Origin of the sequence: Thorsellia kenyensis, assembly GCF_042432445.1 — a bacterium.
Lineage (GTDB): Bacteria > Pseudomonadota > Gammaproteobacteria > Enterobacterales > Thorselliaceae > Thorsellia > Thorsellia kenyensis.
On sequence record NZ_JBHLXE010000107.1, the window covers coordinates 1 to 20,725 of the forward strand.

The 20,725-nt window shown below is 33.2% G+C and carries 15 protein-coding genes; 4 read left to right on the forward strand and 11 right to left on the reverse strand.

The window, feature by feature from the left end; all coding sequences use genetic code 11:
* Window positions 1-807: 807 nt before the first annotated feature.
* Complete coding sequence (rapA, locus tag ACFFIT_RS11115; RefSeq protein WP_385877742.1) at window positions 808-3,720, forward strand: RNA polymerase-associated protein RapA; 2,913 nt, start codon at window positions 808-810, stop codon at window positions 3,718-3,720.
* 65 nt (window positions 3,721-3,785) lie between these two features.
* Window positions 3,786-4,439 (forward strand): bifunctional tRNA pseudouridine(32) synthase/23S rRNA pseudouridine(746) synthase RluA, encoded by a 654-nt coding sequence (gene rluA, locus ACFFIT_RS11120; RefSeq protein WP_385877764.1) that lies wholly within the window; start codon window positions 3,786-3,788, stop codon window positions 4,437-4,439.
* A 443-nt stretch (window positions 4,440-4,882) separates the two neighbouring features.
* On the opposite strand, the gene ACFFIT_RS11125 is transcribed toward rluA, so the two are convergent.
* The 4 genes from ACFFIT_RS11125 to ACFFIT_RS11140 all read right to left on the reverse strand — a co-directional run bounded on the left by ACFFIT_RS11125 (window position 4,883) and on the right by ACFFIT_RS11140 (window position 9,418).
* Window positions 4,883-5,356, reverse strand: a complete 474-nt coding sequence (locus tag ACFFIT_RS11125; RefSeq protein WP_385877743.1) for an NfeD family protein — start codon at window positions 5,354-5,356, stop codon at window positions 4,883-4,885.
* A gap of 84 nt (window positions 5,357-5,440) precedes the next feature.
* On the reverse strand, window positions 5,441-5,818 hold the full coding sequence (locus ACFFIT_RS11130; protein WP_385877744.1) for a Spx/MgsR family RNA polymerase-binding regulatory protein: 378 nt from the start codon (window positions 5,816-5,818) through the stop codon (window positions 5,441-5,443).
* A gap of 703 nt (window positions 5,819-6,521) precedes the next feature.
* Window positions 6,522-7,355 (reverse strand): hypothetical protein, encoded by an 834-nt coding sequence (locus ACFFIT_RS11135; RefSeq protein WP_385877745.1) that lies wholly within the window; start codon window positions 7,353-7,355, stop codon window positions 6,522-6,524.
* Between the two features lie 722 nt (window positions 7,356-8,077).
* On the reverse strand, window positions 8,078-9,418 hold the full coding sequence (locus ACFFIT_RS11140) for a hypothetical protein (protein ID WP_385877746.1): 1,341 nt from the start codon (window positions 9,416-9,418) through the stop codon (window positions 8,078-8,080).
* Between the two features lie 635 nt (window positions 9,419-10,053).
* Here ACFFIT_RS11140 and ACFFIT_RS11145 point away from each other — a divergent pair.
* Together ACFFIT_RS11145 and ACFFIT_RS11150 are read left to right on the forward strand one after the other, a co-directional pair.
* On the forward strand, window positions 10,054-10,338 hold the full coding sequence (locus ACFFIT_RS11145; RefSeq protein WP_385877747.1) for a GIY-YIG nuclease family protein: 285 nt from the start codon (window positions 10,054-10,056) through the stop codon (window positions 10,336-10,338).
* Window positions 10,339-10,395: 57 nt separating this feature from the next.
* Window positions 10,396-11,601, forward strand: coding sequence for an FAD-dependent monooxygenase (locus tag ACFFIT_RS11150; protein WP_385877748.1), 1,206 nt, complete (start codon window positions 10,396-10,398; stop codon window positions 11,599-11,601).
* Window positions 11,602-11,627: 26 nt separating this feature from the next.
* Here ACFFIT_RS11150 and ACFFIT_RS11155 read toward each other — a convergent pair whose 3' ends face one another.
* The 7 genes from ACFFIT_RS11155 to lplT form a co-directional block, all read right to left on the reverse strand.
* Window positions 11,628-13,319 carry a flagellar assembly protein A gene (locus tag ACFFIT_RS11155; RefSeq protein ID WP_385877749.1) on the reverse strand — a complete coding sequence of 564 codons (1,692 nt, stop codon included), beginning with the start codon at window positions 13,317-13,319 and terminating at the stop codon, window positions 11,628-11,630.
* A gap of 37 nt (window positions 13,320-13,356) precedes the next feature.
* Window positions 13,357-14,967: an apolipoprotein N-acyltransferase gene (gene lnt, locus ACFFIT_RS11160; protein ID WP_385877750.1), complete on the reverse strand. Its 1,611-nt coding sequence runs from the start codon at window positions 14,965-14,967 to the stop codon at window positions 13,357-13,359.
* Window positions 14,968-14,985: 18 nt separating this feature from the next.
* Window positions 14,986-15,879: a CNNM family magnesium/cobalt transport protein CorC gene (gene corC, locus ACFFIT_RS11165; protein ID WP_385877751.1), complete on the reverse strand. Its 894-nt coding sequence runs from the start codon at window positions 15,877-15,879 to the stop codon at window positions 14,986-14,988.
* A 68-nt stretch (window positions 15,880-15,947) separates the two neighbouring features.
* Window positions 15,948-16,373 (reverse strand): rRNA maturation RNase YbeY, encoded by a 426-nt coding sequence (gene ybeY / locus ACFFIT_RS11170; protein WP_385877752.1) that lies wholly within the window; start codon window positions 16,371-16,373, stop codon window positions 15,948-15,950.
* A 102-nt stretch (window positions 16,374-16,475) separates the two neighbouring features.
* Complete coding sequence (locus ACFFIT_RS11175; protein WP_385877753.1) at window positions 16,476-17,510, reverse strand: PhoH family protein; 1,035 nt, start codon at window positions 17,508-17,510, stop codon at window positions 16,476-16,478.
* 119 nt (window positions 17,511-17,629) lie between these two features.
* Window positions 17,630-19,057, reverse strand: coding sequence for a tRNA (N6-isopentenyl adenosine(37)-C2)-methylthiotransferase MiaB (gene miaB / locus ACFFIT_RS11180; RefSeq protein WP_385877754.1), 1,428 nt, complete (start codon window positions 19,055-19,057; stop codon window positions 17,630-17,632).
* 368 nt (window positions 19,058-19,425) lie between these two features.
* Window positions 19,426-20,721 (reverse strand): lysophospholipid transporter LplT, encoded by a 1,296-nt coding sequence (gene lplT, locus ACFFIT_RS11185; RefSeq protein ID WP_385877755.1) that lies wholly within the window; start codon window positions 20,719-20,721, stop codon window positions 19,426-19,428.
* Between the last annotated feature and the right edge of the window lie 4 nt (window positions 20,722-20,725).

Below are 20,725 nucleotides of genomic sequence, written 5' to 3' on the forward strand. Positions count from 1 at the left end.
TTATATGGTTGTACAGCTAAATAAACCCAAATTGATTAATTTATGACCTTAAGTACTTACAAATGAATGTAAATAAAGGTTCAGGTTTTTGTATTACTAAACATCCACTCAATAGGCATTGGAATAATATCAGCATCTGCAACTTGAAGTAACTTCAGTATAAAAATAAGCGAAATTAGACGTCACAATAAAAAAACAAAGCCTTAAAAGATGCCACTCATGTAAGTCTATAAGCTCATCTCTAATGATTTTGGTATTTAATGACCTTATAAGAAAGTGAAAAAACTTGATTAAGAAACCATAAAAGTTCTTTATCAATAATATTTGTACATGACTTTAATTAAGTCGAAATTAGTTTGAATGAAAATACAAATCACTTTTTGAAAAAAATATACCCAAACATAAAAATTTAAGTGATACTTACCAGTAAAAAATTATACGCTTATCAAAATGTATTTAATTGTAGACTTTTTAAATACCTAGAATTTTAAACGTCCTTTCACATTGAATTAAGATAGCAATTTTCTTTTAGCTTGTAGGAGATAATTTCGCTAAAATTCACATTGAACTTAAAATCTCCATTCATTAAATTGATTTCTTAAATGTGACTTCCCCAATAAACTTGAATATCTATTTTTTTAGGGATTAAATGTCCAGCAATTCTTTTTCATTGCTTATAATTTATGCTGGTAATAGATATTTCTCTCGCTTTAAAAGGTTAGGTGCTATAATTAGACTTATTAGTAATAATTCAAGCGAGTGGTTTTGTGTTTTTTAATTTAATCTATTTAAAATGGTTTCATAAAGATGGTAAATCGTAAAGAAGAGAGTTTTGTTATTGGGCAACGCTGGGTAAATGAAGCGGAAATTGATTTGGGTTTAGGTACTTTGATTGCAACAGATACGAGAACCGTAACCTTATTTTTTAATCAAATTAATGAGCAACGCATATACGCTAAAGCTCATTCACCACTTGTCAGAGTTATTTATAGTATAGGAGATACTGTCTATCACCAAGAGGGATGGCAGTTGACTATTGAAAGAATTGAAACACAAGAAGGAATAATCACTTACCTTGGCAATTGTCCTGTAACGAATGAATTCAAAAGTTTTATAGAAACTTTCCTAGATAGCAATAAAGCTTTTAATAAACCTCAAGACAGACTCTATGCAGGTCAGTTTAGTAAATCAAAGCATTTTACTTTAAGATATGAAGCTCGAAATCATATATTTAACCGCTTAAAATCACCTTGGCAAGGTCTTAGCAGTATTCGTGCCACCTTAATTCCACATCAAATTCATATTGCTAATCAAGTAAGTCAACGTCAATCCCCTAGAGTGCTTCTTGCAGATGAAGTTGGGTTAGGAAAAACAATAGAGGCTGGTTTAATAATCCATCAAATGATATTAACTGGCCAGACAGAAAGAGTTTTAATTGTAGTACCTGAAACTCTTCAATACCAATGGCTTGTCGAAATGTTGAGGCGTTTCAATTTAAGGTTTTCACTCTTTAATAAAGATAGATACGAAGGTGGATTACTTGATGATGCTAATCCCTTTGAAACTGAACAACTTATTATATGTTCATTAGATTTTTTGACTAAAGATAATATTGATACTACAAAATTAATTAATGCTAAATGGGATATGCTGGTTGTAGATGAGGCGCACCACTTAGCATGGAAACCAGATGGGGCAAGCAGTGAGTATCAAATTATCGAAGATCTCGCTAAAATAATTCCTAGCGTTTTATTACTTACAGCGACACCTGAGCAACTAGGACTTACTGGTCATTTTGCTAGATTACGACTTCTAGATAACCACCGCTTTCATGATTACAATGCCTTTATTGAGGAGCAAAAAAATTACGAACAGGTTGCTGATGCTGTTGCTTCTCTTTTAGCTAATAAAAAATTAACCGAAAATGAAAAAAATGCAATTCAAACCCTCATCTCAGATGAGGATACTACGGATCTATTATCACAATGTGATGAAGGCAAAGAAAATGCTAAATCCACCATCATTAATATGCTCTTAGACAGACATGGAACAAGTCGATTACTTTTTAGAAATACTAGACAAGCAATTAAAGGTTTTCCTAAAAGGGAACTTATTGCCATCCCACTTCCTCTTCCCAAGGAATATTCTACAGCAATAAAAGTTCATGGTGCATTTAATAAAAATCAGTCTAAAGAAAAGAAAGTTTTAGACTTACTTTATCCCGAAAATATTTATCATGCTGTTGGGGGGGATGATGTTATATGGTGGCACTTCGATCCTCGAGTAGATTGGTTACTCAATACACTTGATACTACTGACGATAAGATGCTGATAATATGCGCACATAGAACTACCGCAATACAATTAGAACAGGCCCTTAGAGAACGAGAAGGAATTCGTTCTGCAGTATTCCATGAAGGACTATCAATTATTGAAAGAGACAGAGCGGCTGCATATTTTGCTGATATAGAAGATGGAGCACAAGTCTTAATTTGTTCTGAAATTGGTTCAGAGGGACGAAACTTCCAATTTGCTCATAAAATCATTATGTTTGATTTGCCTTTTAATCCAGATCTTCTCGAACAGCGTATTGGACGACTAGATAGGATTGGGCAGCAGCATGACATAAAGATTTATGTTCCTTATTTGGAAAATACGGCACAATCCATATTAATGCAATGGTACCACTTAGCATTAAATGCATTTGAGCAAACCTGTCCAACTGGTAGAGCTATTTATGACCAATATAATGATATGCTTCATGATGTATTACTTTCACAAGATACAGAAAGCGAAACTTTTCATAAACTTATAGAGCAGTGCAAAATAACTCACGCTGAAATGAAAGCAATTTTAGAAAAAGGAAGAGATAAATTACTTGAACTAAATTCTAATGGTGGAAAAGCAGCTGTTTCTCTAGTGGAAGAGTTAATACATGACGCGCAGGCGGCTCAACTAGAATCATTTGGGCTAGAGTTATTCGAATTAATTGGTCTACAATATGACGAAAGAGATGATGACTTATGGGTCATTTCACCATCTGAACATATGCTTATTCCTGACTTTCCAGGATTAGAGGATGATGGCAGTCTAGTGACATTTCAGCGAGAAAAAGCACTTGTTCGTGAAGATGCTCAATTTTTGACTTGGGAGCACCCTTTTATCAGAAATGGATTGGATACGGTACTGGCTGGTGATTCAGGAAGTACAGCTATGGCAGCATTGGTCAATCCCAAAATGCCTATTGGTTCTTTTTTTGTGGAATGTATTTTTGTAGTTGAAACACAATCCCCTAGGTACTTACAATTAACTCGTTTCATGCCCCCTACTCCAATTCGGTTACTCATTGATATGCATGGTCAATCTATTCAAGACTCCGTTCCTTTTGCCGCACTCAATAAAAAATTGAAACCTATCAACAGAAAAACTGCGCAAAAATTTATTAAAGTTATTCAAAATCAGATTAAGCCATTAGTTTCAAAAGCCGAAGATTTGTCAAATGAAAAATTACCTCTGATCATAGAATCGGCAACTAATGAGGCTAAATTAGCGCTTAATCTTGAAATTAATCGTTTAGAAGCTTTATCCAAAATTAATAAAACAGTTAGAGAAGATGAAATTGAAACGCTTAAGTCCCATAAATCACTTATTCTTTCACACTTAAATGAAGCGAATATACGTCTTGATGCAATTAGAGTGATTGTTGTAACTCATGAATAAATTAAGGTGATAGAATTGTGAAAAAAAACAAATTTGCTCATGCTACACCTTCATTGGCACCCAAAATGGAGGAATATAATCCTCCATTAGAGCCCTATTTAAATATCATGTATGCAGACGATCATATTATAGTAGTAGATAAACCTAGTGGGTTACTGTCTGTACCTGGCAGATTAGATATTCATCAAGACAGTATTATTTATAGAATACTTAAGCGTTTTTCATTTGCTGAATCTGTACATAGGTTAGACATGGCGACAAGCGGCATCATGGTCGTTGCTTTGACTAAAGATGCAGAAAGTGAATTAAAACGACAATTTAGGGAGAGAGAAACTGATAAATCTTACATAGCAAGAGTTGATGGACTAATAGATGAACAATCAGGAAAGATTGATCTCCCACTTATTTGTGATTGGCACTATCGGCCTATGCAAAAAGTATGTTTTGAAACAGGAAAAAAAGCAACCACTCTTTTTAATGTAATAAAGAGAAATAAAGACAATACAACAGATGTATTATTAAAACCAATCACGGGTAGATCGCATCAATTGAGAGTCCACATGATGTCGATTGGACATCCTATATTAGGGGATAAATTCTACGCTTCTGAATCTGCCAAAAAAAAATCAGTAAGACTATTATTGCACGCATATGAACTTTCAATCATTCACCCAGCCAATAAGACCCCCATTACATTTAGGGCAAACGTTCCGTTTTAATCTTTTTATCTGCTGCAAATTCAAAACTTACCAATTAGCGAAATAATCAGCTTTTTATTTAGTTTTGAATTATTGCTATACTGGCATTATACAAAATAAAAAAATCTAATTTATCATTCGTAATCTTACTTTTATGTAATCACGTTAGCTTTCGCTTTTTTCTAATTCTTATAGTGTTTGTTTCAGCTTATTTGCCGTTGCTATTTTTAAGCATGTGTATGAATTAGATACTAGGAAAAACTTTAAAAATCAATTTGCTGAAAAAAAGAAATCAGGCAGCACCAAAAATTATGTTATTCCCCATAAACATAAGGGGTTACACCTTCCGTGCGTTTTGAATCGAAAAAAACAATTTCTCCAAGAGGTGATATCAATTAAAACCTAATTAATCAAACCCTTGGATTCATTAAACTTTCAGGAGAAAGAATTATCACAAGTTTAAGTTAAACGAGAGAGCCCCATTTTTTAACCACAAGAGTGATACCTTCAACAGCAACAACTATAACTTCCTCACCTGCAACTAAATTTTCGTCACTACTTACACGCCAACTTGAGTCTCCGAATTGTGCTCTACCCAGCCCTATATGGATATCCTCAGTAAGAATCCCCCGCTTATTAATTAACTGATGACTTCTTTCATTTAAAGAAGAGTATTGCTCATTTGCTCTTCTTTTTTTATAGCCTAACCACCATAAATAGGTATTAATAACTAATACGACCGAATAGATAATCCATTGCGTTGAAAAAGATAGATCTACGGGAAGCAAAAAAATTACTATTCCCATCAAAATCGAGGCTAGACCCGTCCATAAAAAAAAACCACTAGTCCCCAACATTTCTAAAAGCAGAAAAATCAATCCCATTGCCAACCAGAGATAATAATAATTATCTAAACCAATTACAGTTATCCAATCCATTTTAAAATCCTTAAATATCATGTTATCACTATTTCATAATGCGATAGCACATGCACACAAGCAGTTAAAAATTATTATCAATGTTTAAATATTAAATAATTCCAAATAGCTTATTTCGTTAAAACCAACAGCAACTTTTATTAAACTCTCGTCATCATATATGCATAAAATAGGCCTTTTCATCAACTTAGGATACATTCGTAAAAGTGGAATTACTTTTTCTACTGAACTTGCATTTTCACGATTGATGGCATCAAGTGCTCTCCATGTCGTGCTTTTTTTATTTACAAATTCCTCTAATCCGATTTTATCGATAATATCAAGATACCACTTATCGTCAAACGTCGCTTTCGTATAATCTATAAACTCAAAAACTTTTTCATGCTCAGAAAGCCAATTTTGAGCTTTTTTTACCTTATCGCAGTTTTTTATTCCAAAAACTTTAATGTTGTTAATTGACATATAAAATTGCTCTTAATAAATACAAAATATATTAATTAGAAAAGAAGTTTTCTATTTTTTAGCAAACCATTTTACCTATAATAAATATTTATCACAACCCTTTAAATTTAAACGATCCTACTTAAAATATTGTTAAAATTTTAAGTAGAAAAATCTTAATTGAATTACATCCTACACTCTAATTTCCCCAATTGAAATCTTCAATAATAAATAATTTCTCTGACAGTAATAAAATCAATTTTAATACAAACTTATTCAGGTTTACGAGTTCTTGATAGCTTTTGTTAGTCTTGTATTAGTCTAGCTACTTTATGTAAATGATGTTCGATAAAACGTTTCTTTGATATATTTATGATGAAAAACTAAAGAACTCGAAGAAGAAAATTCCGCATTTTAAATGGCACACTATAAGTTTTTTGAAGTCTGGGATTACAATAGGCATTTAAGGAATACAACCAAACTCATCTTAAATTAACAAATTATCAAAAAATTCTTTAAACGGCATTTAAAATAGCAAAAGACGGAATCATATATCTACAAAATTCGGTATTGAATATTGCTTCTGTGTTGAGTTTTATTAGGATTTTAATAAAATTCAGAACTGAGGGACAACAGAAAAAATTAGGATGTTTACTCTTTTTCTATTTCTAAATTAAAGCTAAGAGACTAAAATTTCAATCATAGGTAGTTTATTTATTATAATTTACGATTGTAACTCTATCGATAAATAGCATTTTTCTTTTAATTGAACCTCATGTTCCTCTTCCTCCGGGTTATATTCTGTTGCCTCTCTTTTTTTTCTTTTAATCGGATGAACAGTCAAATAAATTATTCCGCTTTTATCAATAAACAGGGTTGGATTTCTCGCTGGATTTTTCTCTTCACGATAAGAAGTAAATTTAATAGTAGCATTATATTCAGCTGGATACGCTCGGTCATCACCGTAGCCATAAGCGACTAAACTTAATCCAAAAGCGTTCTCATAAATTTGTTTTAACTTTTTGGATTCATCTAGCTTAAATACGCTCACATAGGTACCACTAAAAAATTCTACAGTAGCAAATGAAAAAAACAATGGCAATTTCGGATGCTTTAGGGTTGGGCCAGGTAATACTGCTATCAATTCACCATCTAACTTTGAATATAAACGAAAATCTGACGTTTCCATTAGAGAAAGTTCAAAAAGATAAGCATCTAATTCCGAAAACATACCAACTAAAAAATGTGCATAATCCGAATCTGTTCCCACGTTGATATTATTAAAAACTAATTTTTCGCCATTTTCTAATGGTACCTCAAAAGTTCCATTTTGTTCTCCTTGTACATCAACCACTTCAAACCAACTTGGTAAGGGTTCAGCAGCATCATATTCTTCTTGCGTAATTTGCTTAATTTTAAATCCATCCATTGTTAATAATTCATTATCGGGTTTAAAATTTGTATTTAAACCACAAGATTTTATTTCATCATTTTTTGCATTGACATTTAAAGACCCTAAAAAAACGATTAAAAACAACAAACAAGTAATTTTTTTCATAACTAGAATGCTTTTCCTAAAAATTTAAATAGCAACAACATAAAAAAACGAGGATACAAAGATAATTCGATATTACATACTCATTTTTTGGTAAATTTAAGAAGAAGAGACATAAATTACAACTAATTAAGAGAATAAACTAATTAATTGTAAAGTAAGACGCTCAGCGTAAAGATTATATAATCTATGGACAATTGAAATAGATGACTGATTAAATTAAATAATTGATAAATATGGAATACCTGTAAGAACAAGAGGTTCAATAAGAACTCTACATAAAGAAACATCAATATGATTGTGGCTATCAGTAAATTATAAACATTTGACAGAATAGTAGGAATTTAATCATTTTTTACCAAATATTAGTTTCGCTTATTTTTAAAACTATGCCCTAGCTGTCAATTTACCAAAATAAGTAAAAATACTAATCTATAAATAATCAATATAAAAACAATCATATTTAACGATAAGTAAAATACTAACAAATTTATGTTAAAAAAACAATCTTCCTATTTTTTTTAATCATTGCTAAAAGTGTACTGACATATGCTTGTATATTCCCAAACAATAAAGCAACTTCGGTATCTATATACTTATTAGAGTGATTAAAGTACTCATTTTTACGAATCTACGATTGATAAATTTTAGTTTAAATAAAAAATTGCTTACATCAACAATTGATATAAGCAATTTTTATACTAACACTTTTAATATTATTGTACTTATTCCGTTGCCGCGGCTTCCTGAGCTTGTTTAGCTGCTTCTGCCTCAGCTGCTAAACGGGCTGCTTCTGCCTCTGCAGCTTGACGTTCTGCTTCAGCAATTGCAGCTTGTTCTTGTGCTATTCTCTGAGACTCAGCTGCCTGTTCTTGCGCTATTCGTTGTGCTTCCTGTGCTTGGCGTTGAGCTTCTTGATTTGCAGCTTGCTCTTGCGCTCTTCTCTGTGCTTCAGCTTCCTGCGCTTGACGTTGAGCCTCTTGATTTGCTGCTTGCTCTTGCGCTCTTCTCTGTGCTTCTGCTTCCTGCGCTTGGCGTTGAGCCTCTTGATTTGCAGCTTGCTCTTGCGCTATTCTCTGTGCTTCTGCTTCCTGCGCTTGGCGCTGAGCTTCTTCGTTTGCAGCTTGCTCTTGCGCTATTCGCTGAGCTTCTGCTTCCTGCGCTTGGCGTTGAGCCTCTTCGTTTGCAGCTTGCTCTTGCGCTATTCGCTGAGCTTCTGCTTCCTGCGCTTGGCGTTGAGCCTCTTCATTTGCAGCTTGTTCTTGCGCTAATCTCTGTGCCTCTGCCTCTTGAGATTGAGTTAAAGCACCATTTTTCAAATCATTTTCTTGTTCTAAGGGTACGTCTTCCTTAGGAACAAGTACCGGATCAATTGATGGAGTGTTACTAGGTTGATCGATTATTTCTACGGGTGGTTCTGTTTTACCAACTAATTCTTCATTATCGGGCTTAGTCTCTACTTCATTTTTTGGAACTAATGGATTAGTAGCATTTGGCACATTTAAATTTTCATTCTGATTTTTATTTTTTAAATCTTCTAGCTCTTTTTCTTTTGCATCATTTAATTCTTTTCGTAATTCAATCTCTCTTTTCTGCAATTCAATTTTTTTCTTCTCTAATTCCTTATTTATTCTTTCAAGTTCTTTTTTATCATTGATATATTTTTTTCTATCCTGTTCTGCTTGTTTTTCAATTTGACGTTTTTCAAGTGCTACCATATAGGAACTATAAGTTAGACCAGCACTAGATATTATATTATTCGGGGACGCACTATTACTATAGCTAGGTGTTGAACTGTAGCTTGGTGTAGAACTGTAATTTGGTGTAGAACTGTAATTTGGTGTAGAGGTGTATGCTTGATATTGGCGAGCATTACACATTCTTACCTCATCATTTGTTAATAAGCTTAAATTGAAATTTGGACTGTCAATGTCACTGTATTCACATTTATCAAATCCAGAAGTAGAAGTATATGCTGCACACCCTGTTAAAAAAAATGACAGCAGGACTGTTGACTGTAATACTCTCTTATTGATAATAATATTTTTATTGATTACATTTTTCATAATTGCTCCTTGGTTGTTTGATAGCAATATTGATTATGCAAAAAACATGCCAACTACCATAAGCAATTGATTAAAATCCTATTTATTTAAGTTAATTTATTTTTATTTACATAAATAAGTATTTCTGTGTAATTTCTTACACTGTAAACGTGAATCTGTTGCAATATTACGACACTAATAATCAACTTATACTTATTCAATGTAAAACAATGATTTAAATGTCTCTCTTTGGTGACACTACATTATAATTTGATTCTAACTTTACTTTATAGTTTAGCAAAGCTTTAGTAACAAACATGCTATTTTACTTATTTTTCAATCATACTAAATGGGCTGTTTTTGCATCCCTTATGAATTCTATTGCTATTTTTAATGTCTAGGCTGATAATTACATTCAATAAGTATTTTTTTTGTGAGTGTTTAACTCAATGTTATCTATAGTATTTAAAAGATCAATAAATAGATATTTATATGTCACTAAATCCTAATTAATTTTCTCAAACTCCATCTTGGATTTTTACAGACAAGCACTTCAATACTAAATTTAAAAGTGAATTGTTTTCACTATAAATTGCATTCATTTATGTTATTTAATATGATGTCTCTTTAATCAATTTTTTAAATGGTTCTTTAAAATGAGTAATTCTTCTAATTTTTGGTACGTTTACATCATCAGGGACAAGTTAAATAGACTCTACACTGGTATTAGTAACGACGTTTTAAAACGCTATTGCGCACATAAAGAGGGTCGCGGTTCAAAATTTCTAAAAGGTATGCAACCTATTGAATTGGTTTACTGCTCTGAACCACTTGGTAAAATTGAAGCTGCTCAGTATGAATATAAAATAAAAAAACTAACTAAAAAAACTAAAGAACAAATTATCCTTAATAAAACTGATATTTCACAGTTTTTTAAATAATTTATTCTTTATAATGGCATATATCTTACCCACTATTTCAATTAGAAGGACTCTGTTTTGAGCAAATTAGACACTTTAAAATATGATTTAGTTATTGTTGGTGCAGGAATGATTGGTGCAACACAAGCTATTGCCTTAAGTAAGTTAGGTCTTAAAATTGCACTTATAGAAAAAAATCACTTTAAGCAACACAATGATGTTTTAAGCGAAGAGCCTGATGTTAGGATTTCCTCCTTATCAAAAGGCACCATTGATTTTTTAGATTCGTTAGGTATATTTTCTGAAATATTAAAAAGAAGAGCCACACCCTATTCACTGTTATCTGTTTGGGAAAAAAATTTTACACCCGTACAATTTAGTGCCAAAGAAATTGCCCAAGACTATTTAGGATTTATGGTTGAAAATGACATTTTGCAATCAAGCTTAAATACATTAATTGCTAATATCATCAATATTGATGTGTTTGATCATTGTGAAATAATAGCAATTAATGAATTCGCCTATAAACATGGCGTCAATATTACATTGAAAAATCAATCATCTGAAACTTTAACGATTGATTCTAAATTAGTCATTGGTGCTGATGGAGCTCAGTCCTTTACACGTAAACTGGCCTCGATTTCCTCACACGGTTGGGACTATCATCAATCCTGTATGTTGCTTATATGCAAAACAGATAGCAAACAAAACAATATTACTTGGCAAGAATTTACCCCTAATGGTCCAAGAGCTTATTTGCCATTGCACGATGACTGGGTATCTTTAGTTTGGTATGATGATTCAAATACTCTCAAATCTTTAAATGAACTTAATCTCAATACGCTTAAAGTAAAAGTTATGTCGGCCTTCCCTAATCAAATCGGTAACATTACGATCTTCAAAAAAGCACTATTCCCTTTAAGGAGAATGCATGCAGATCATTACTTTAAAGGTGCTGTGGTTCTAATTGGTGATGCTGCGCACACAATAAATCCACTTGCAGGACAAGGAGCCAATATTGGCTTTAAAGATGTAGAAATTCTTACTGAGATAATTGCAGAAGCCTTTCAAAATGGTTCAATGTGGTATTCTAATGAAATACTAAAAATCTATGAGCAAAAAAGAAAAAAAGAAAACTTACTCATGCAAACGACTATGGACATGCTTTATTTTACTTTTTCCAATAATTTTGGTCCATTAAAACTTTTAAGAAATTTTGCTTTTAAAAGAATTGATAGTCACATCCTTTTGAAAAAAATATTGCTTCATTATGCAATCAAGTAATCACGCCCTTCACTAGGGGAAGTATTTTATTTTAACGTTAAGCTACCAATTTTAATATCGCCGTCTCGTCCAAAATATAGTACGCTGTTGTAAATTTCTTGCTTGAAATCTTGACCTTTACTACCAATAATAACCGAGGTTCCTGCATACAAAGTGTCATAGACAATAATCTTTGCAGTAGACAGGCCATGAATATTGGCCTCTATGAACTGATATTGTTCTCTCAGTTCATCTATTTTCCTTAATAATTGATCACGTGAAAATTTTACACGCTGAATAATTCCGTTTTTTCCCCTTTCAGGTTCTTGAAAAATAAGCTTTATGAGTTTATCTAATTTTTGTTTTTCAAGTAAGACTTCATCATACTTTTTCTTTACAGCCATTTTTTTCTTGTCAGCAAAAAGATCTATCCCCACCTGTAAATGAGTAGGCAGTCCATTATTTGAACCAATTGAGCCTGCAGTAATGCGATGAAATGCAATCAGTTTACCTCCTCGTATGATCCCTGAATTGACACCTCTTTTTCCAACAATAATAGAACCACCTGCAGTAATATTACTACCTATTATAGAGTTTTCACAGTAAACAGATTTAGATGTAGTTATATTTGCATTTTCAATAAATTTTGCTTTGACATCACCATGGCAAATGATATTTACCTGCCTATTTAATATAGACTGTGAATCGCTAGCCCCGACAATACCTGCACTTGTTAATATATTACCTGATGCTTCTACAGTAGATAATCCTATCGTACCGTCAACAGCAACATCACCTGAAACTTTAACATTGATACCGTTTTGTAAGTCACCATTAATAACAAGTGCGCCTTCAAATTCGATATTTTGAGTTCCTATTCCCTCAAGATTGATTTCATGATACGGAACCACGCTCATTCCCAATCTATGTAAAATAGGTTTTCCTTCTGTTGTAGATATTAACAGATTAGGGTCTAATTCATCTATTTTAACTCCCTTCAAATCATCAGAAAAATAGATATCAGGATAACTCTCAGGCACGATAAATTGACCAGAAATATCAATACCATCAACGCCGTCATATTTAGGCACTAGGCGCATGATAGGCACATCTGATTTGATATAAGGGAGTTTTTTTAAACTAAATAAATCGAAAAAAGATTCTTCTTCCTCATCATTAAGCGTATCAAATGGTACTAATCCATCTACGTAACTTATAAAATGAGCTGGTTTGGCAGGTTCAGGTGGTGTTCCTGTTGCAATATTGGTAGGAGTACACTCTCCTTGATTAACTAATTGCTCAATTAGTTCTTCATTTAGGCCAAATACTATGTTCATCTCAACCATTTTTTGTTTTACATCATTTAGCTTTATCTTCAATCCGCCTTTAGCAGGAATAATTTCTAAAAATGCGTTCAATTTATCTGTAGAAATAGTAAGGTTAAATTTAGCATGATAAATGGTAGCAACTACCATTTGCGGGATAATGTTTTCGGCGGGAGTAATATGCTCAATGTTATAGCTTTGACATAACAGAATAAATTCTTTGACGTTTTCAGCATTTAAGTAATCCGAGTCATAACCTAGTTGCCTAAATTCTTCACTCAAACGCTCTATGGTCATTTTTTTTCTACAAGAAAAAATATCGTCAACCTCAATTAAAAGATCAACATTTAATCTAGCTTTAACGTGATTAGATTTTTCATCATAGTCGAATCTGAAAACTGAATATTCTTGCATTATAAAGTCCAGTTATAAATAAATACACATTGACATTCTATCGATTTTTTTTTGTCCTATTGACTAAAAGGCCTACTAGCAACATAAATAAAACTATAAACCAATTGATAAAATGTCCATATAGTGCGAAAAAAGTCACGCCATGCGTAGGCATAATTTTTTCGGTTAAAGTTCCGTCTTCAAACTGTGATAATTGGCTCAAAATTCTACCATCAGCACTTATAAAGGCTGTCACTCCATTGTTAGTAGCTCTAATAACTGGCCTTCCAAGCTCTACAGCTCGCATTTGCGCCATTTGCAAATGTTGCCATGGTCCAATTGAACGCCCAAACCAAGCATCATTACTAATTGTTACTATAAAATCTGTCTCAGCAGTAAAATTGGCCCTGAGTTGTTGACCTAAAATTATTTCATAGCATATCGCCATCAATAAGTTCTTTTGAGCCGCCACTAAATTATTTGATACATATTCACCCTGACTAAACGATGACATAGGTAAATCAAATAATGGTGCAATTTGTTTCATAAGCGCTTGAAAAGGTACGGTTTCTCCGAAAGGCACTAAATGATGTTTATAGTATCGATCAGATTGCCCTATTGCAGGAGTGTTTTGATCTGGTAATACATAAGGTTTTTTATTACCTAACACAATCGCTGCATTGTAAGATTGTCCATCGTTCCTTATATCAACAATTCCTGTAATTAATTGAGATCCTTTGTCATTTAACAGTCTATCAAACTGATACATAAAATCTTCAAGATATCTTTCTATGCTAGGTATAGCAGTTTCTGGCCAAATTATTAAATCACTTTTCCCAATATAAGGAGCTGTTAATTCGGCCGTTTTATCAAGAATTTCATTTAATTGTTCAGAATTCCATCGTAATTGTTGATCTATATTGGGTTGAACTAACGTAACTTTTAATTGTTTTTCACCCTCTGTAGAAAACCATTCAATTTTTTTCAAAATCAAAGGAATCATTACAGATAATAATACTACAAAAAACAATGGATTTTGTAAGAGAATTGTAACAATTTGCAAATTATTTTGTATTTTTGTTCGATTTGATTGAAATCGATTTACGCCTACCAGCACCAAACCACAAATTATTACAATTAAAAAGTCAATTCCTTCAACTCCTAATATAGGGGCATAATGAATAAGGGGCGTATTGATCTGAGAATAGCCTAACCTTAACCAAGGAAAACCTGTTAAGATCCAAGATCTTAAAAATTCGGTTAAAAACCAAAATACCGGTGAGAAAAATATCCACTTGCAAGAACTATTTTTTTTAAACAGACGATTGAGTAAGTAGGCAAATAAGGCAGGATAAATTGACAGATAAGCTATAAGTAAACCCACAATAGCGATATTTGCCAAAAACGGCATCCCGCCAAATCCAGCTACACTGACATACACCCAATGAATACCAAAACCAAAAAAACCTATCCCCCAATAAAAACCTATCCATTTACTTACTTTATAGCATGATTTGTTTAACAGGAGTAATAAGCCTGTAAAACTAACAAATATTAACATTCCATTAAAAGACCAATATTTGTCAAAAGGGGAAAAGGCAAGAACACCTACAGCACCAAATGCTATAGAAGCAATATATTTATATAGATTAGAATAGGTTAATTTCATAAGACATTCAATTTTTTGTTATTCAAGATGAGCTAAAGGGGCTACGTTGACATTTTCAGGTACAGTCACTTGCAATTGAATAACTCGACGATTATCAGCCGCAGTGACTTTGAATAGGTATCCGTCTATTTCCACTTTATCCCCTCTTTCAGGCAGGTGACCCATAGTTTGCATAATAAGCCCCCCTAAAGTATCAACATCATCGTCATTAAATGTCGTGCCGAATATATCATTAAACTCTTCTATATCTAGTAACGCCTTTACGCTATAGGTGTGCTTGCTTAATTGACGAATATTAGACTCTTCAATAGGATCAAATTCATCTTCGATATCCCCAACAATCAACTCAAGAATGTCTTCAATAGTAACAAGTCCCGCAACGCCTCCAAATTCATCTACAACAATCGCCATATGATATCTTGATGTTCTAAAATCTTTTAGCATACTGTCTACACGCTTACTCTCAGGCACTATTACCGCGGGCCGTAAGAGAGATTTAAGATCAAAGTTAAGGTTACTGTCTAAAGCAAACGGTAAAAGATCTTTAGCCAGTAAAATCCCTTCAATATGATCTTTATCCTCACTGATAACTGGAAATCTTGAGTGAGCAGATTGAGTGATTATCTGTAAGTATTCATTGAGCGAAAGATCTTGTGGAAGGGTGACGATTTGAGATCTTGGGATCATGATATCCCTTACGCGTTGATCAGCAATATCCATAACGCCTTCTAGCATATCATAGGTCTCAGGATCGATAAGACATTCAGATTTTGCCTCTTTGATGATATTTAAAAGTTCTTCTCTATCTTGTAGTGGCTTTTTAAAAAATTTTTTCATTACTTGTGCCACAAAACTTTGATTTACAGAATTGTCTGCTGTTAAATTTCTACTCGGAGGATGGTCATCTGACATAAATATTCCTTTTAGTTAGTTAAACGAAATAAGCATTTACGACAATATAATGCTTACGGTGATCAAATTCAATTAAGCTCATAGGGGTTAGGATACCCTAAAGTATGTAAAACCTCAATTTCTATAGCTTCCATCTCTTCAGCTTCTGCATCGTCAATATGATCATAACCTAAGAGATGCAGACAGCCATGGATTATCATATGTGCAAAGTGTTGTTCAAAGGATTTACCTTGCTCTAGTGCTTCTTCTTGCACTACATCTCTACAGATTATTAAGTCTCCAAGTAAGGGAATAGTAAGTCCTATATGAGTTTCAGCCGGAAATGATAACACGTTGGTTGGTTTATCTTTTTTTCTATAAAGCGAATTTAAAGACTGTATCTCTTCCTTTTCTACAATTCTAAGGGTTAATTCTGCATTAGGCTCAAAGAGGCAAAGAACTGCGCTAACCCATTTATTAATGTCTTCTTGAGAAGGGATTTTCTCTTTTTGCATTTCTAACGCATTTTGTATATCAATGTAATAAGTCGAGTTCATAAGCAAATTTAGGTTTTTATGAGTGTTAGAGTACGCTTTTTTGTTAATTGGCAGTGATTCTTATAACGGGTTATCTGTTTTTGCTTTCGTTTTAACTAAGGCTTTTTCTATTGCCTGTTTTTGTTCCCAATCTTCATAAGCATTAACAATCCTAGCTACAACGGGATGCCTTACTACATCTTCACTTTGGAAAAAATTAAAACTAATGTCATCTAGTTCACTTAAAACTTCAATCGCATGTCTTAGGCCAGATTTTTGATGTTTCGGTAAATCAATTTGCGTAATATCTCCTGTTATTACCGCTTTAGAATTAAATCCTATACGCGTAAGGAACATTTTCATTTGTTCTGGTGTCGTATTTTGGCTTTCATCTAAAATAATAAAGGACTCATTCAGAGTACGACCTCGCATATACGCAAGGGGCGCTATTTCAATAACACTTCTCTCGATTAGCTTTTCAACTTTTTCAAAACCTAACATCTCAAATAATGCATCATAAAGAGGTCTAAGGTAAGGATCAACCTTTTGCGCCAAGTCACCAGGTAAAAAACCGAGTTTTTCTCCTGCTTCAACAGCTGGCCTGGTCAATAATATACGTCTTATTTCCTGTCTTTCAAGAGCATCAACAGCTGCTGCAACTGCTAGGTAAGTCTTCCCCGTCCCAGCAGGACCAATACCAAACGTAATGTCATGTGTGAGAATATTATTAATATAAATTGATTGATTAGGTGTTCTGGGTTTAATTATGCCACGTTTGGTTTGAATATTAACTGCTTTACCATAATCAGGGGTATGCAAATGTGTCTGTTCAAGGACACCGGACTCTTTAATCGCAAGGTAGACATCTTCAATATCTAGGGAAGGTAAGTGACCTTTAATAGGAGCTGTGTCAACATACAATCCTCTTAATAATTTTACTACGCCAACTACAACAAAAGATTTACCTATTATCTTAAAGCGGTTATCACGTCGATTAATTTCCACACCCAATCTTTGTTCTATCGCTGTTATATGCATATCCATAGGCCCACATAAGACTTGAAGTCTATCGGTATCAGCAGGCTCTAAAAAAATTTCTTGTGTTGTTGTATTCAAGAATACTCCTAATTAAGCATACGCTAGATAATTTATTTAATAAGCTAAGTAATTATGTTTTAATTAATTCAGTGTAATCCACTTTAATTGAGTGTAAATCAACTTTAGTCATTAAAAGTCTATTGTGGAACAAATATCCCAACCCCTAATTCATTTTCTTTTCTTGTTCTTGCTATAACAGCAGAAGGTTTTTCGTTGATACGCAAGTCCATTTCATTTTCTATGCGAACCACTTTACCTTTGAGTGAATTGTTGAGGGCTTCAGTAATTTCTACATCAACAAACCGCCCTATCATATCAGGTGTTCCTTCAAAATTGACAACTCGGTTACACTCAGTACGGCCTGATAATTCCATAACATCTTTTTTAGATAGACCTTCAACTAGAATTCTTTCAATAAAGCCGACTTTTTGACGACTGAATTGCATCGCTTGCTGAGCTATACGTGTCTGTAAAAGATAAAGGCGTTGTTTTTTAGTTTCCTCTGGCACTTCATCGTTCATCTCAGCGGCAGGTGTACCTGGTCTTGCTGAATATACGAAGCTATAGCTTGTATCAAAATTCACATCAGCAATTAAGTCCATAGTTCGCTGAAAATCATCATCAGTTTCCCCTGGAAATCCAACAATAAAATCTGAACTGATAAGAATATCAGGTCTAACTTTTTTTAACTTTCTAATAATAGACTTGTACTCTAAAGCGGTATGACCACGTTTCATAAGATTTAAAATTCTATCAGAACCACTTTGGACTGGTAAATGTAGGAAATTCACTAATTCAGGTGTATCTTTATAAACCTCAATGATATCGTCAGTAAATTCTATAGGGTGGCTTGTGGTATATCTCACTCTATCAATACCATCAATAGCTGCAACTAATCTGAGTAATTCGGAAAAACGACAAATTTCTCCCTGATAAGTAATGCCTCGATAAGCATTTACATTTTGCCCAAGTAGGTTAACTTCACGCACACCTTGTTCAGCTAATTGCGCAATTTCAAATAATACATCATCAACAGGGCGGCTAACTTCTTCTCCACGAGTATAAGGAACAACACAAAAAGTACAATATTTATTGCAACCCTCCATAATTGAAACAAAGGCTGTAACTCCATCTGCTTTAGGTTCGGGTAATCTATCAAACTTTTCAATTTCAGGAAAACTAATATCAACAATAGGAGATGAAGTGCCTTTGACGTGATTTATCATTTCTGGTAAACGATGTAATGTCTGTGGACCAAAAACCATATCAACAAAGTGGGCTCTTTTTCTGATATTATCCCCTTCTTGAGAGGCTACACAGCCTCCAACCCCAATAATAAGATCAGGATTTTTTTCTTTTAGTTTACGCCACCTACCTAATTGATGAAATACTTTCTCTTGGGCTTTTTCTCTAATAGAACAGGTATTTAAAAGCAAAACATCTGCTTCATCTGGGTTATCAGTAAGCTCATAGCCATGAGTTGCAGATAGTAAATCATTCATTTTTGCGGAGTCGTATTCATTCATTTGACAACCCCATGTTTTTATATGTAATTTTTTACTCATTTTCAATTAGACTCTTTTAATCCCAATGGTTTGAATAGTGTTATCTCTGTCTGATAATCGTATAAAGTTAATGCTTTGTCTAAAGCACTTTACCCAAAGCTTCATTTAGCAAAAATCCGTTTAACAGATTTTGAACTTCTCTTAAATATTTAACAAAACAATTATATTCGTATTTTTCTATCATACAACAAATTGCTTGTTTTTTAAAATCTATTGCAATTCGTTCTTGAATTAAACTTCTACGAAACTATTAAAAATTTAGCCTTCATGACATAGGAAATTGACGTGACAATTAATAGATTCCGTTAAGCAAATCGTCTTATAACATAGTGGCTCTTTACATAAAAAAACTCATGATATGTAAATTCTCACAATGGCTTATCCATTGTAATTGGTTTAGCTTTAATTTTTAGTACAACTAACATGCATAATGATAGTAGCGCACCAAAACCAACCCCCATAATAATCGGTGTTATCTCAAAACTAGAGAAAATAGTAAAAATAGCTAACATAACTAACATTGAAAGGTTTTCTGTGAAATTTTGCACTGCTATAGCTTTACCCACACCTACCAATTTTTTTCCTTGATATTGAAATAACGCATTTATTGGTACAATAAATATGCCACCAAGAACACCAATTACAGTAAGAATTAAATAAATGCTCCATAACCCTGAATGAATATTCATCCACTCTTCTTGAGTAGGTATATGATTAGTCATAAGATAACTCATGTCTATCAGCATCATAATAACCACCAGTAATCCCATTGCAACACCAGAAGTTAAAGCCCACTTTATTTTTCCAAGTGTAATATATTTAGATGCAATAATTGAACCAAAGATTATTCCTATTGCCACTGCTGCGTTAAGTAAAGATGGAGTAGTTTTATCCGTTAACCCTAAAACATAAGGAACCCAGGCCAACATTAAAAATCTTAATGTGATCCCTGCTCCCCAGAATAAACCAGATCCAATTAACGTTACCCTCGAAACTTTATCCGAAAATAATACTATTAAATCATTTATGAAACGAAGAGTTTGAACCTTAGGTGACAACTTAATTCTCTCTACTAATATAGGTAAACTAGGTATGAATAGGTTAGCGATACAAGCCAGTCCATAAATGCTCACGCACAGGATAAAACAATATGTGACATTATTATCAGCAACAACTCCACCGATGATGGCACCACTTATGATAGCAAACAAAGTACTTGCCTCAATAAGACCATTCGCTTTTACTAAATGTTCACTTTTTACCAATTGGCTTAAGATCCCATATTTTGCAGGTGAATAAATTGCTGCGCCTAATCCTACCAGTAAATAGCCAATAAATGCATTCCCAATAACCAATATATAAAGTGCACCTATAAATTTTAACCCATTAGATATAAGCATTACTCGGCCTTTATCATAATTATCAGCAAAGCTGCCAACAAAAGGGGCTGTAATGACATAAACACTAACAAACAATAACTGAAAGACTGGTTCAATCCATGATTCATAATTCAAAGATTTAGCCAAAGACAAGACCGCAAACAGTAATGCATTATCCGCCAACGCCGACAAAAATTGAGCCACTGTAACTGCAAAAAGGCCTTTTGTTAAAAATCTTTCAGAATTTTTTTCATTTACTCCCTCTTTACCTACTTCAATATTCATACTA